We start from the raw sequence: 13,271 nt of genomic DNA on the forward strand, positions 1-13,271 counted from the left end.
GTGACAGTTTCGATTATCAGGGGCCGGATTATACCCGCTGGGCTTGGGTTTCCCTGCATCCCCCGGCTATCCTTGCCGATGCGGCAGACAGGGGGCACATGCGCTCCGTAACCGACTGGAAAACCATGACTTTTGCCTCGCTGGGCTTGCGTGCCAAGCTGGTCCTGATCTTTGTGGCCATCAAGGTTGTACCGCTGGTATTGCTGGCCTGGCTGGCCTGGTCGGCAGCGCATCAACTGGCGCTGGCTCTGGGCACGCGGGCCACCGGCATGGCCGACAACATGGTTGGTGCGATCCGCGAGGTGGGCGACAAGGTCACGACGGACGCCATCCATGCGCTGGATGACCGTTCGCGTGAGGGGATAGAACGCCTGACGACCGATATTGCCCGTTCGCTGGCGGCTTTTCTCTATGATCGGGACAACGATATCCGCAGTGCGGCCCTGCTGGAGCCTGGCGAGGCAGCGTATGGCCAGTTTCTCCAGGGGCAAGTGCGCGAGCATTTCGTCCATGGCGCCTGGAAGCTGGCCGCAGATGGCAGCAAGTGGGAGCCGGTTGTGTCGGTCAAGCCTGATCCGGCGACGATTGCCGATGCGCATCAGGCGCTGCCAGACAATGCCCGCTCCTTCAGTGCCCGGCCGCCCGAATATCTGGGCGAACGTGCGTTGCGCCCGCTTTACCTGGAAATGAGTTTCATCGACCTCACCGGGCGTGAGCGGTTCAAGGTGGCATCAACGGGCAAGACCCTGGTGCCGGGCCTGCGCGATATCAGTCAGCGCCAGAACACCTTCGTCAAGGCCGAAAACTACTGGCCGGAACTCAAGCTGCTCAAGCCCGGTGATATCTACGTTTCCGAAGTCATCGGAGCCTATGTCGGCAGCCATGTGGTGGGGCCGTACACGCCAGTCAGTGCGCAGAAGGCCGGGATTGCCTACGCCCCCGAGCTCTCTGCCTATGCAGGTACCGAGAATCCTCTCGGGCGACGCTTTCAGGGCATCGTGCGTTGGGCCACACCGGTCGTGCGGGGCGGCCGGATCATGGGTTATGTGAGTCTGGCACTGGACCACGATCACATCCGCCAGTTTACCGACCGGATCAGCCCCACCGATGCGCGTTACACCCCGATCATTGATGCCATTGCGGGGAATTACGCGTTCATCTGGGATCACAAGAGTCGTTCGATCGCTCATCCGCGCGACTATATGATCGTTGGCTACGATCCTGCGACGGGTGAGCAGGTGCCACCCTGGGTTGACCAGAAAACCTACGCTTCGTGGACCTTGTCCGGCCTGTCCTGGGCCGAGTATTCGCGCGGGCTTGTGCCGTTCAAGGGCCAGTCCCTCCAGCTCAAGCCTGCGCCCGAGCAGATCAAGGCCGGCACGCTGGGGCTGGATTGCCGTTATCTGAACTTCTCGCCACAGTGCTCAGGCTGGAATCAACTCACCGAGAAAGGCGGTTCCGGTTCGTTTGAAATCAATTTCAGTGGTCTGCACAAGCTGACCACGGCCGCCGCAATTCCGTACTACACCGGCCAGTATGGCAAGAGTCCGCAGGGCTTTGGCTTTGTCACCATCGGTGCCAATGTGGCGGATTTTCACCGTGCGGCGACCGAGTCCGCGCGCCAGATCGGCGAAACGATTGCCGAAAAAGACCGGGCCTTCCAGCAGGAGCGGCAAAGCATGCTGGATACGGTAGGGCAGAGTATCCGCAGCATGGCGCTCTCGCTGGCCTGGTCTACGCTGGCGATGATCTGCATGGTGATCGGGATCGCCTATTGGATGGCGGGGTTCATCACCCGCCAGATCCGCAATCTGGTGAGTGGCATTCGTCGTTTCGAGACCGGTGATCTGAGCCGTCGCTTCGAAGTGCACTCACACGACGAAATGGGCGAGCTCTCCGAAGCCCTGAACCGCATGGCTGACAGCGTGGAAGAATCCTTCCGGCTCTCGGAAGAGGCGCGCGAGAAGGCCGAAGATGCGAACCGGACCAAGAGCGATTTTCTAGCCAGCGTGTCGCACGAGCTGCGCACCCCGCTCAACGGCATTCTTGGTTTTGCCGAACTGCTGGAGCTGGATCTGCAGGACCCGATGCAGCGTGAGCATGCCCTGACCATCAAGAGTTCCGGCCGGCATCTGCTGGGGGTGGTCAACGATCTGCTCGATCTGGCCAAGGCCGAGTCCGGCAAGATGCTGCTGCATCCGGAGCCGATCGATCTGGCCCCCTTTGTGGGGGATGTGGTGCAGGTGCATCGCGCGCATGCTGCAACCAAACGCCTTGATTTTCATCTGGATCTCGGTCAGGACGGCCCGCTGCCGGTCATTCAGGCGGACCCGGTACGTCTGCGCCAGATGATCAACAATCTGATCAACAATGCCATCAAGTACACGGATGCCGGCAGCGTGCGCGTGGCGGTGGAGAGCGTCGGTACCGAGGTTTACTTTGAGGTTTCTGACACGGGCTGCGGCATTCCGCCCGAGCATCAGCTCGCGGTGTTCGAGAAGTTCGGCTGGGTTGGTGGCAAGATCCAGCGCGACAAGGGTGGCACTGGTCTGGGGCTGTCGCTGGTGCGCAATCTGGCCTGTCTGATGGGCGGACGCATCCTGCTGGAGTCCGAACTTGGCAAGGGCTCGATCTTCACGCTGGTGATCCCCGTCTGTGCGCCGCGCAGTGCCGATCCGGATCCGGATGATGAAAGTGACGACGCTCAGAATGACTTGCGCACCCTGACATAGCCGGGGAAGCGCGGCAGGCCGCCGGCGGTCAGCGACTGGTAGCGGTAGGTGATTGTCTCGCCGATGGCGGGCGGGGCTTCACGTTGTGCGTCCGTGAAACCACTGCCCACGCGAAAGCGGCGCCCATCGGGCCTCTCCACGATGAGTGCCCCGAGACGCCCGTCGTGCCTGCCTTTGCCGGGCACATGCCCTACAACCCGCGCCTCGGCGTCCTCCCAGGACTTCAGCTTGAGCAGTGCGTTGCTGCGCCCGGTGAGATAGGGCGCATCCGCCCGGTGCAGCATCAGGCCCTCACCACCGGCCTTCACTACCGCCGTCATGCGCTGCTTGAGTTCCGTGGCGTCCTTTACGTGGAACTGCTCGATGGCTTGCAGCCAGGGCTGCTGTGCCTCGCTGACCAGTTCCCGGATGCGCGTGGCGCGGGCACTGAAATCTCCCGGTGCCTCCGGTAGCTCGAAAATCATGTAGCGCACATCGCGCCACTCGGCGTCGACCGGCACATCCTTGCGCACGATGCCCGACAGCCGCTCGAAGCTGCCACGTCCCGCCCACAACTCGCCATCCAGCGGCGCGGCTGGCAGCCCGGCGATGAACCAGGCAGGCGCCTGCACCGGATTACCGCTGCGAAAACGCAAGGCCTTGCCATCCCAGATCGCACGCACTCCGTCCAGTTTCTCGCTGACCAGATAGTCCGCCGGATTGATGCCGCTGCGATACACCTCCGCCAGCAGGATGGGGGCCTCGGCGCGTACTGAGGCACACAGGCCAATCAGCAACAAGGCAAGCAGGATGCGCATGAAGTCTCCACAGTTGGCAGGAGCCTCAGACTAACGCTCTGGCCACCTGTTGCGAGCTGTCCTGACGGGCCATGGTCATTGCCATCGTTTCCTCCTGCGAGCAACGCAGGCGCTGGTGATCAGCCCCAATGCAGCCATGCTCAGCACCACCACGGCACCGCTGGGCAGATCGAACACGGCGGACAGTGCCAGTCCGAGCAGATAGGCCAGTGCCCCGAGTGCCCAGGCGGCAGGCAGGCGAAACTGTTGCCAGTTGCGCGTGGCCAGTGCCGGCACGATCAGGCTGGCAAATACCAGATACACGCCGACCAGTTGCACGGATTGCGTGACGGCCAGAGCGAAGAGCAGGTAGAAGCCGGCGCGTCCCAGTCGTTCGCCTGCCGCAAACCAGATCATCAGTACGGCGAATCCGGTGGCCGCGGCGAGGGTCAGTTGCTCAACGGTCACCCACAGGATCTGCCCCACCAGCAAGTCCTTCAGATGCTCACCACCGTGTGGATTGCCTGCCAGAAGGAGCAATCCCGTGCAGGAGGCGATGACGAAGAGCACGCCGATCAGGGCTTCCTGAATGTCCGGCCAGCGTTTCTCGGTCCAGGTCAGCAGCAGGGCTCCGAGCGCAGCCGCCGTGAGCGCCGAAACCTGTACTGCCCAGCCCTGCGGCTCGAAGCCCAGCGCATCCGCCGCGATGACGCCAATGCCGGCAATCTGTGCGATGGCCAGATCGATGAAGACGATGCCACGTTCAAGCACTTTCATGCCCAGCGGCACATGCGTGGCCAGCACCAGCAGCCCCGCCAGGAAGGCGGGGCCGAGGATGCCGGCATCGAGTCCGGCGAGGCTCATCGGGCAGCTTTCAGCAGTTGTGCAAGGGTGTCGTCAAACAGGCTGAACAGGTCTTTCGCCCGTGCATTGCCGCCTACCGTAAAGGGCAAGATGACGACCGGGATCTTTGCCCGCTCGGCCAGCCAGTCCGCGCTGCGGCCATCGTTGTACGCCGCGCGGAGGATCAGCTTTGCCGGAGTCTGTTGCAGGCGCGCCATCAGCTCGGCCAGATAGGCGCTGCTCGGCTCCACACCCGGCTTGGGTTCCAGCGTGGCGACTTCTTTCAGGCCCAGCCAGTCCTGCAGATAGGGGAAGGCCTTGTGCTGCACGACAATCGGCACACCGCGCAGTGGTGCGGCCTCCTTCTCCCAGCGGCTGATGGCTGCCTGCCAGCGGCTGGCGAAGTCGCTCTGGCGGGCAGCGTAGTGCGCCGCGTTGGCGGGATCGATCTGCGCCAGGCGTTTGGCCAGCGCCTCGGCGACCCGTGCGATGTTGCGTGGATCGGTCTGGATGTGCGGATTGCCGGCGGCATGTACGTCACCATCGGCGCGATCCAGACGCGTCGGCACTTCGAGCATGCGTACCTGTGTGGCGGCTTCAAAGTAACCTGGCTGGCCCGGCTGAACCTTGCTGTTGCCTGACTGGCGCTGCAGCACTGGCAGCCAGCCAACCTCCAGCTCGGCGCCGGTGCATATCAGCAGGTCGGCATTGCGCACGGCGGCGATCAGGCTGGGGCGGGCCTGGATGTGGTGGACGTCCTGCAGCGCGGTGGTGGCACTATGGATACTGGCTTTGTTACCGGCCAGTTCCTGTGCCAGCGCGGCCCACTCCGGTTCGCAGGCGACGATGTTCAGCGCTGCATGTGAAAACGGACTCAGCAGCAGCAGGGCAAGCGTGATCAGATGTTTTTTCATGGCAGGCCTCTTCCTTAGTAGCTGTGCGCGCCGTGAGCGCCCAGACTCATCTGGTATTGCACGAAGATCTGGTCATCCTTCACGCCTTGACGTGCCTGATCCTTGGCGTATTGCAGGCGGATGCGCGAAAACTCGCTGGGCGACCAGTCCAGCATCAGGCTGCTGCGCTTGGGTTTGTAATTTGTGTTGGCGAGGAAATCACCGTTGCTGGCGTAATCGACCGTGCCGCTGTCGAGCTGGTCGAAACGTGCGCCCACGCGCCAGCGCGGCATGAACTGATACACGCTCTGCACATACCAGCCGGACTGCGCAGAGCGATAGCTGTCGCTGAGGTTCTGAGCGGCAGTGTCGTAGGCGAGCTCACCGGTTTCGCGTCGACGGAAGTATTCGCCCTGCAATTTCAGGTTGATGCGCTCGGCATTGCCGTTGGGCGCCCATTTCCAGACGCCGTCCACGATGTAGAGCTGGCTGCGACCGGAGAAACTGTTGCTGACTTCATTGCCGGCCAGATCGGTCGCGTCGTAAGTGCGGTCACGCGGCGCCGCACGCAGCCAGGAGGTACCGACCTGCCAGCTCTGGCTCGCGCCGATGTCACCACCGAGATGGGCGAACAGGGCTGTGCTGCCGGCGCCGTTCTTGTTGCGTGTCGTGCCCGGGAAGCGTTCGCCTGCGCCGACATCCATGCCGAGTTCAAGGAAGGTGCTGGTCGGGGCAACCCATTTCAGCTGCGCACCATCCTGCGAATACTGGCCGCCGAGGAAGGCCTGGTAAGCCAGTGGCGCGTCGACAAAATCCCAGGTGTGGGCATGCTGGCCGTTCAGATAGCCGATACCGGAGAAGAAGCGGCCTGCTTTGGCTTGCAGGCCTTTGGGCAGCGAAGTGGTCTGTACGAAGGCTTCTTCCACGCCGATTTCGTTCTCGCCGGAAACAGCCAGCGTGGCTTGACCATAGAAATGCTGGTCGATGTTGGCGCGGAAACCCAGTTCGGATTCACCCAGACTGAAGCCACGCTTGCCGGGACCGATCTCGTCACCAGAAGGCATGAAGTTGCTCATCTGCCAGTTCTTCGGATCTTTTGAAAGATTGGCGTAGGTGCCAGAAAGCACCAGAGATATTTCCGGGTTGAAGGCATTGCCACCCGCAGCTTGGGTCGTCGCATTCGCGGCAGGAGCAGAGGCAGTCTGGGCTGGCAGGTTGCTGGTCGCCTGCTGTGCAGCACTGGCTTTGACATCGGTTTGCTGCAAGCGGGTTTCCAGCTCGCGGATGCGTGCCTCGTAGCTTTGCCGCAGTTGCTCGATGTCTTGGCGGATCTGCTGCAGTTCAGTGGAATCGGCAGCAATGGCATTCAGCGGGGCCGCGCTCAGGGCGAGCACAGCCAGCGCAAGGGTGTTGCGTTGGAACATGGTTAATCCTCGGGTGATCTTGATAGAAGGCGTGCGCAGGGCGCGCGCCACAGGCCGTTGGGCCGGGGGCAGTCAGGAGTTCAGACGAGGAGGGTGGGTGGTGCGCGGGGGTTGTAGGCGTGCCAGCCCGTGGGGAGGGCCGTGACGCCGAAGAATGGGAGGCTCAGGGGTCGGGAAAGAGCAACGCCGAAGGCCTGCGGGCTGGACGGGATGGCCGAGGCCAGCGCTGCGAACGCAATGCAGCTGGCGCAGACATGTTTGTCCGCGTACTTCGGGTGCTGCAAATCCTGTCCGGACGATTGGCTCTCTTCCTGCCAGTGGCTCGCAGCATGCACGAGCGCCGCCTGCTGGGCGAAGAGAACGCAGAAAATCAGCAGGAAGGGGAGGAGGCGCCTCTGCAACATGGGCGCGAGGATAGATGAAGCGTCTTTTACATGCAACCTTGTTGCATGAGTGCTGGATCTTGTCTCAGTGAGCGAGCTTGAGCCCGACGATGCCGGCGAAGATCAGTGCAAGGCTCACCAGCCGCAAGGTGGCAGCGGATTCGCCAAGCACGAAAATGCCGAACAGTGCCGTGCCGATGGCACCGATGCCTGTCCATACTGCATAGGCTGTGCCCAGCGGCAGGGAGCGCATGGCCACGCCGAGCAGCAACACGCTGCCGATCATGGCGGCGACAGTGCCGACCGATGGCCACAGGCGGGTGAAACCTTCCGTGTACTTGAGGCCGACGGCCCAGCCCACTTCCATGAGGCCGGCGATGATGAGGATGAACCAGGGCATGAAAGACTCCAGCGTTTATTTTGAAGTGGCCAGACGCAGGCTCAGTGCAACAAACAGGCCGCCAGTGAGTCGGCTCAGCCATTGGCCGGCTCGTCGGCCGATGCCCAGCGATGCGGCACGGGAGCTGAGCCAGGCCAGGGCGATGCAGTAGAGCGCGCTGTTGAGCGTGAAGATCATGCCCAGATAGATGAAAGCCAATGCCTTGCTGGGGGCCGCAGGGGTGATGAATTGCGGTACGAAGGCGAGAAAGAACAGCGCCATTTTCGGGTTCAGCACATTGGTCAGAAAACCCTGACGAAATACGGCGCCCTCTGACTCTGCAACGGAGGCGGGAGTGGCAGAGCCGGTTTTCGTGCGCTTGAAGAGCAGGCCGATACCGATGTAGAGCAGATAGGCCGCACCCGCGAGCTTGACGAAGGTGAAGGCCGTTGCGGAGCTGGCCAGGAGCGCCGAAAGTCCGAGTGTGGCGGCCAGCACATGTACCAGACAACCCGAGCAGATCCCCAGTGTGGCAGCAAGGCCGGCCTTGAAGCCTTGCGAGGCGCTGCGCAGCGCGATGAACAGACAGTCGGCGCCCGGCGTGAGGTTGAGCAGAAAGCCGGACAGGATGAAGAGTGCGAGGTCGTGGGTGCCGAACATGATTGAGCTGCTTTCTCGAGTCGGGTGCGATGGCCGTTGGCGTCAGTCTGTTGCGCCGGCTGCTGGCCCGTGCGACAGCGCATGAGTGATGGTAAGTCCTGGCCAGCGCGAACGATAGGAGGCAGCCTTCCGCTCGAAAAGTTCCTGATGCGGCGTCAGCGGGTTGGGGCTCAGGATGCCGTCGTAGAGGAGGCGCAAGCCGTTGGGCGCGTAGAGGCTCCCTGGCCGGATGCCGACGCAGGTTGAGGGAATCAGGAAGCGGTCGATCCCTTCGCGCGAACTGTGCAAGGGAGCATAGGCTTGGCCGAAGTGGGACTCGTACCAGAGATGAACGCGGGCCTGATTGATGGCTTCGACGGTGACGCCCAGCCCGCCCAGTAGCGACTCGACATGCGCCTGAACCTTGCGCTCGCCAGCTTCGCTCAGGTCGGAAGGGTCAAAGTAGAAAAGGTCGTAATCCTTGATATGGGCTTCGGGAGGCTGCCCGGCCTGAATATTCCACACAGTCTGGAACAGGCAACCCGCCACAAGCCAGCCGTCGGGCAGGGCCAGTTCGTCCCAGCATGCCAGAATCGCACGGTTGTGCCGGTTGCTGAGCACGTCACGCAGAAAACGGGCTTCAAGCTCGTTCTCTGCGTCCCGATCCTGCCGTATCGGCATCTGCGCGCAGATGATCAGTAGATTTCGCGTGTTTCCAGGAACTTCACATTCGGGTGCCGCTCCTGTGCCATCTGCAGGTTCACCCGGTTCGGCGCGAGGTACACGTAGTCGCCCGCGCCATCCAGCGCCATGTTCGCCGGCGCCTTGTCGAGCAGGGCCTTGATGTCCTCGTCCTTACCGCGTAGCCAGCGCGCGGTGGCCCAGGTGCAGCCCTCGAATACGCATTCCACGCCGTATTCGTGTTCCAGACGGTGGGCGACCACGTCGAACTGCAGCATGCCAACTGCACCCAGGATCAGATCGTTGGACGCCAATGGTTTGAAGAGCTGGGTCTGGCCTTCTTCGGCGAGCTGCTGCAAGCCCTTCTGCAGCTGCTTCATCTTCAGCGGATTCTTGATCTGCGCGCGGCGGAAGAGGTCTGGTGCGAAAGACGGAATGCCGGTGAATTTCAGGTCTTCGCCTTCGGTAAAGGTGTCGCCCAGACGAATCGTGCCGTGATTGGGTATCCCGATGATGTCGCCGGAATAGGCCACATCGGTGGTGTTGCGGTCCTGCGCCATGAAGGTGATGGCGTTGTTGATCGCCATGCTCTTGCCCTGCGAGACCTGCTTGATCTTCATGCCGCGCTCGAACTTGCCGGAGCACACGCGCAGGAAGGCGATGCGGTCGCGGTGCTTGGGGTCCATGTTGGCCTGGATCTTGAAGACGAAGCCGGAGAACTTGGCTTCATCCGGCGCCACCACGCGGTGCTCGGTCGCGCGCGCCAGCGGACGCGGCGAGAGGTCGACGATGGCATCCAGTACGGATTGCACGCCGAAGTTATTCACCCCGGAACCGAAGAACACCGGGGTCTGCTTGCCGGCGAGATAGGCGGCCTGATCGAAGGTGTGCGAGGCGCCGCGCACCAGCTCGACTTCAATGCGCAACTCTTCGGCCTGATCGCCGATAAGCTCGTCCAGCCGCGGATTGGCCAGCCCTTCGATGATTTCGGAGGTGCCTTTCTCGGCGTGCGGATCAAAGAAAAAGATCTTGTCGGAATACAGGTGATACACGCCGCGGAAGCGTTTGCCCATGCCGATTGGCCAGGTCATCGGTGCACACTGCATGCCCAGCACCGACTCGATTTCGTCGAGCAGCTCGATGGGCTCGCGGCCTTCGCGGTCGAGTTTGTTGATGAAGGTGAGGATCGGCGTGTCGCGCAGGCGGCACACGTTGAGCAGCTTGATGGTCTGCGACTCCACGCCATTCACCGAGTCGATCACCATCACCGCCGAGTCCACGGCGGTCAGCGTGCGATAGGTGTCTTCCGAGAAGTCTTCGTGCCCCGGGGTGTCGAGCAGGTTGATGATCGCGTCGCGATACGGGAACTGCATTACCGAGGAGGTGACCGAGATGCCGCGCTGCTTTTCCAGCTCCATCCAGTCGGACGTGGCATGGCGCGCGGCCTTGCGCGCACGTACTTCACCGGCGACCTGGATTGCGCCGCCGAACCACAGCAGTTTTTCGGTCAGGGTGGTTTTACCCGCGTCAGGGTGGGAGATGATCGCAAAGGTGCGGCGGCGGGCGAGTTCGTGCTTCAGATCGGTCATGGCGTACGGCTTTCGGGCAAGGCGCGGATTATACAGAGGGCACCCCGAAAACGCCGATTTCGTCGTAATTACGGCGTTGCGCCACAGCGCCTTGTCCGGAACGGGCGAGGGGGGGCGGGGCCTGTGCGAAAATACCCGCGTTGTGCTGTCAACCGGACCTGCTCATGCCCAGCGCCTTGATCCTGTATTCCAGCATTGATGGCCACACCATCGTGATCTGTCAGCGTCTGCAGACGTTCCTCAGCGAGCGCGGCCACGCGGTCTGGCTGCAGGAGATCCGTGCCTGTGATGAAGCCTTGCTGCGTGCTGCGGATCTGGTCGTGATCGGCGCGAGCATCCGTTACGGCCGCCACCGGCCTTGTGTGGCCGCGTTCATGCGCCAGCATCAGACCTTGCTGGAGGGCAAGGCGCATGCCTTTTTCTCGGTGAACGTGGTGGCACGCAAAGCGGCGAAGAATCAGCCTGATACCAACCCCTATCTGCGCAAGTTTCTCCATCAGATCGGCTGGCGCCCGGCGCTGCTGGACGTGTTTGCCGGGCGGATCGACTATCCGCGCTGCAGTTTCATTGATCGCCAGATGATCCGCCTGATCATGTGGATCACGAAAGGGCCGACCGATCCACTCGGTGTTTTCGAGTTCACGGACTGGCGCCGGGTTGAGGAATTTGGCCAGCGGCTGGCTACGCAACTTGAGGTTCGATGAAGGGATTGTCCGGAGAGCCCCTTGCAGCAAGCCTCTTCAGACTCACTGCCCTGAGAGTTGCATGGCGCCTGCGGCCTGGAGAGGGGTGTCTGTAAAGGCTTTTCAGGAGCGGGTCTTCAGCAGGAGCTCATTCCTGCCTTGCTCTGGCCGCTTTTCCGTTTGCGTCTCGGCCGAGTGCTTCAACCTTGCCTGACCTTGAAGCCGGCCACCGAATTCATCAGATCATCGGCCAGATTATTCAGCTTGGTTGCCGTGTCTGAAGTCTGGCTGATTTCGCTGCATACATGCTCGGACATGCGTGCGATGAGTTCCACGTTCTGTGCAACGCTGTCGTTGGTGCTGCCGTGCTCACGCAGTGCCGAGTTGATCTCGGCAACCGAGCCCAGAACCTGGCTCACGCTGCTGCAAACCGCGTCCATGCACACCCCCGAATTGCGACTCAGCTCCATGCCCTGATGCACCTGTTGCACGCCGCGCTCCATGTTTTCCGCGGCGTCGACCGTATCGTGACGGATGGCATCCACAGTTTTCACGATCTCCGCCGAGGCCAGTGCGGTGCGTTCTGCCAGCTTGCGCACTTCGTCGGCTACCACGGCAAAGCCGCGCCCCTGTTCGCCTGCACGAGCGGCTTCAATCGCCGCGTTCAGCGCCAGCAGATTTGTCTGGTCGGCTATTTCGCGGATGACCGCAATCATGTGGGCAATTTCATCCGAGCGCTCGCCGAGCCGGCGGATGGCACTTGCCGAGGAGTCCACGCCGGCTTCTATTTTCTGCATCTCCTGAATGATGCCATTCACCAGCTGTCGTCCTTCGCTGGCCTGATTGTGCGACTGTGAGGAGGCTCTTTCCGTATCTGCCGCATGATGGGTGATTTCTCCCAGACTGACCGACATCTGTTCGGTGGCGGCGGCCATGGCCTGAGTCGAGTCACTTTGCTCGCGGGCATCCTTGCTGACCGAACCTGCGGCGCCGTTGAGGGCGGAGGAGGCGTCGCGCAAAAGCTCGGCGTTGTGAAGCACGACCTGCAAAACGCCTTCTATCTTTCCCGCCATGGTATTGAAACTGTTGGCGACGACGAGCATCTCGTCCTGGGTGGCGAGTGTTATGCGGTGAGTGAAGTCGCCCTGATGCAGGGCTGCCGTGCCGCTCACGATGGCGTCCAGCCCGGTGCGCAGACTACGGTAAAGCGCTACCAGGGCCAGCATGATCAGGACGGCGCCAAGTCCGCTGATGCCGATTACCAGAAGCATCAGCCGGTAGGCGTGTGTGGCACGGTCATTGAGTTGCTCGCGCAGGTTTGGAAGGTGGTAATTGCGGGTTTCGTCGACCAGCAAGGAGATGCCTTCGGTGATTTTGGCAAACCACGCAGCGGGTTCAATGCCGAAACGTCCGCTCAGGAGTTCTTCCCGTACGAGACGGCGGGCGTCCTGAACGTGGGCGTCCATTTTCGGTACGAAAGCATCCAGTTTCTGCCTAGCTTCAGCCTTTTCGGCAGCGCTGTAGGTGAGTGCTTGTCGCATCTGGTTCCAGGCCATGCCGGTCTCGCCAGCCAGTGCGGCCAGCGCTTCACGCTGTGAGTCGTTGATCTGTTTGCTCGCCAGGATGCCGTTGGCCATCCCGCGCAGCTTGCCCATGCGCTCTGACAGCGCAGGCATGTAAAAACTGATCGCTACGATGGCATGGTAGGTGTGCGTGTCCGGGTCCAGGATCAGCCCGGATTCATTATCGACATACCCGATCAGCTCGATCATCAGGTCGATCAGTTCGGTGTGGGCGGCAAAATTTTGCGGCCCGCTCATGCTCAGGCCACCGCTGTGCAGAGGCTGCCACAGATCCCGGACACGCTTGGCCTGTGCCGGCAACTTCCAGGCCGCAGGTGCTTGAGCGAAGGATTTTTCCAGCGCCTGCACGGCAGACTCTACTTCGGGAGTTTTTTTCTCCAGCCCGGCACGCATGCCTGCATTGCCACCCAGCGCGCCTGCCGACATTCCACGGTGCTGCTGCAGCTGGATCAGCAGATCCAGGCTGGGCTCGAAGGCGGCCAGCCCTTGTTGCTCCGCCTGTGCCGTTTTCCAGATGGTGTATTCATTCATGCCCGAAAGCACGACAAGAATAATCATGACCAGACCGGTACTGACGCCGACAATGGCAAATTTGAGCGGATATTTCATCCGGTTCAGCAAGGCGACCAGCGGCAGCATCAGGTATTTCATCATGTACTCCCCGGG

12 protein-coding genes are annotated in these 13,271 nt (G+C 61.8%); 2 read left to right on the plus strand and 10 right to left on the minus strand.

The window, feature by feature from the left end; genetic code table 11:
- Positions 1-98 precede the first annotated feature (98 nt).
- Positions 99-2,732 (plus strand): HAMP domain-containing sensor histidine kinase, encoded by a 2,634-nt coding sequence (locus Q9Q94_RS13930; protein WP_305980713.1) that lies wholly within the window; start codon positions 99-101, stop codon positions 2,730-2,732.
- Here the strand turns inward: Q9Q94_RS13930 and Q9Q94_RS13935 are convergent.
- From Q9Q94_RS13935 to Q9Q94_RS13975, 9 genes are all read right to left on the minus strand, one after another.
- Entirely contained in the window at positions 2,705-3,529 is an 825-nt protein-coding gene (locus Q9Q94_RS13935; protein WP_305980714.1) for a DNA ligase, read from the minus strand. The genes Q9Q94_RS13930 and Q9Q94_RS13935 overlap by 28 nt on opposite strands.
- Before the next feature lie 75 nt (positions 3,530-3,604).
- A complete protein-coding gene (locus tag Q9Q94_RS13940) occupies positions 3,605-4,372 on the minus strand; it encodes a metal ABC transporter permease (protein WP_305980715.1) in 768 nt (255 codons plus the stop codon).
- On the minus strand, positions 4,369-5,265 hold the full coding sequence (locus Q9Q94_RS13945) for a metal ABC transporter solute-binding protein, Zn/Mn family (protein WP_305980716.1): 897 nt from the start codon (positions 5,263-5,265) through the stop codon (positions 4,369-4,371). Before Q9Q94_RS13945 ends, Q9Q94_RS13940 begins: the two co-directional genes overlap by 4 nt.
- 14 nt (positions 5,266-5,279) lie before the next feature.
- Positions 5,280-6,668 (minus strand): TonB-dependent receptor, encoded by a 1,389-nt coding sequence (locus Q9Q94_RS13950; protein WP_305980717.1) that lies wholly within the window; start codon positions 6,666-6,668, stop codon positions 5,280-5,282.
- Between the two features lie 80 nt (positions 6,669-6,748).
- A complete protein-coding gene (locus Q9Q94_RS13955; protein WP_305980718.1) occupies positions 6,749-7,072 on the minus strand; it encodes a hypothetical protein in 324 nt (107 codons plus the stop codon).
- Positions 7,073-7,136: 64 nt separating this feature from the next.
- Positions 7,137-7,451 carry a quaternary ammonium compound efflux SMR transporter SugE gene (gene sugE / locus Q9Q94_RS13960; protein ID WP_305980719.1) on the minus strand — a complete coding sequence of 105 codons (315 nt, stop codon included), beginning with the start codon at positions 7,449-7,451 and terminating at the stop codon, positions 7,137-7,139.
- Between the two features lie 15 nt (positions 7,452-7,466).
- Positions 7,467-8,090, minus strand: a complete 624-nt coding sequence (locus tag Q9Q94_RS13965) for a LysE family translocator (RefSeq protein ID WP_305980720.1) — start codon at positions 8,088-8,090, stop codon at positions 7,467-7,469.
- 42 nt (positions 8,091-8,132) lie between these two features.
- Positions 8,133-8,750 (minus strand): nucleotidyltransferase family protein, encoded by a 618-nt coding sequence (locus Q9Q94_RS13970; RefSeq protein ID WP_305980721.1) that lies wholly within the window; start codon positions 8,748-8,750, stop codon positions 8,133-8,135.
- Positions 8,751-8,764: 14 nt separating this feature from the next.
- Complete coding sequence (locus tag Q9Q94_RS13975) at positions 8,765-10,339, minus strand: peptide chain release factor 3 (RefSeq protein ID WP_305980722.1); 1,575 nt, start codon at positions 10,337-10,339, stop codon at positions 8,765-8,767.
- A 164-nt stretch (positions 10,340-10,503) separates the two neighbouring features.
- Here Q9Q94_RS13975 and hemG point away from each other — a divergent pair, with 164 nt between their 5' ends.
- Entirely contained in the window at positions 10,504-11,043 is a 540-nt protein-coding gene (gene hemG / locus Q9Q94_RS13980; protein ID WP_305980723.1) for a menaquinone-dependent protoporphyrinogen IX dehydrogenase, read from the plus strand.
- A 179-nt stretch (positions 11,044-11,222) separates the two neighbouring features.
- Here the strand turns inward: hemG and Q9Q94_RS13985 are convergent, their stop codons facing one another.
- The gene (locus Q9Q94_RS13985; RefSeq protein ID WP_305980724.1) at positions 11,223-13,259 is read right to left on the minus strand and encodes a methyl-accepting chemotaxis protein; all 2,037 of its coding nucleotides are present in this window, start codon (positions 13,257-13,259) and stop codon (positions 11,223-11,225) included.
- Positions 13,260-13,271 lie beyond the last annotated feature (12 nt).

The sequence above is a fragment of the Uliginosibacterium sp. 31-16 genome, from assembly GCF_030730865.1.
In the GTDB taxonomy this organism is placed as follows: Bacteria; Pseudomonadota; Gammaproteobacteria; order Burkholderiales; family Rhodocyclaceae; genus Uliginosibacterium.

Excerpts from the sequence above, each read along its gene's own strand:
- Q9Q94_RS13930 (WP_305980713.1), top strand. The coding sequence starts at position 99 with ATGCGCTCCGTAACCGACTGGAAAACCATGACTTTTGCCTCGCTGGGC.
- Q9Q94_RS13935 (WP_305980714.1), bottom strand. The coding sequence starts at position 3,529 with ATGCGCATCCTGCTTGCCTTGTTGCTGATTGGCCTGTGTGCCTCAGTA.
- Q9Q94_RS13940 (WP_305980715.1), bottom strand. The coding sequence starts at position 4,372 with ATGAGCCTCGCCGGACTCGATGCCGGCATCCTCGGCCCCGCCTTCCTG.
- Q9Q94_RS13945 (WP_305980716.1), bottom strand. The coding sequence starts at position 5,265 with ATGAAAAAACATCTGATCACGCTTGCCCTGCTGCTGCTGAGTCCGTTT.
- Q9Q94_RS13950 (WP_305980717.1), bottom strand. The coding sequence starts at position 6,668 with ATGTTCCAACGCAACACCCTTGCGCTGGCTGTGCTCGCCCTGAGCGCG.
- Q9Q94_RS13955 (WP_305980718.1), bottom strand. The coding sequence starts at position 7,072 with ATGTTGCAGAGGCGCCTCCTCCCCTTCCTGCTGATTTTCTGCGTTCTC.
- sugE (WP_305980719.1), bottom strand. The coding sequence starts at position 7,451 with ATGCCCTGGTTCATCCTCATCATCGCCGGCCTCATGGAAGTGGGCTGG.
- Q9Q94_RS13965 (WP_305980720.1), bottom strand. The coding sequence starts at position 8,090 with ATGTTCGGCACCCACGACCTCGCACTCTTCATCCTGTCCGGCTTTCTG.
- Q9Q94_RS13970 (WP_305980721.1), bottom strand. The coding sequence starts at position 8,750 with ATGCCGATACGGCAGGATCGGGACGCAGAGAACGAGCTTGAAGCCCGT.
- Q9Q94_RS13975 (WP_305980722.1), bottom strand. The coding sequence starts at position 10,339 with ATGACCGATCTGAAGCACGAACTCGCCCGCCGCCGCACCTTTGCGATC.
- hemG (WP_305980723.1), top strand. The coding sequence starts at position 10,504 with ATGCCCAGCGCCTTGATCCTGTATTCCAGCATTGATGGCCACACCATC.
- Q9Q94_RS13985 (WP_305980724.1), bottom strand. The coding sequence starts at position 13,259 with ATGATGAAATACCTGATGCTGCCGCTGGTCGCCTTGCTGAACCGGATG.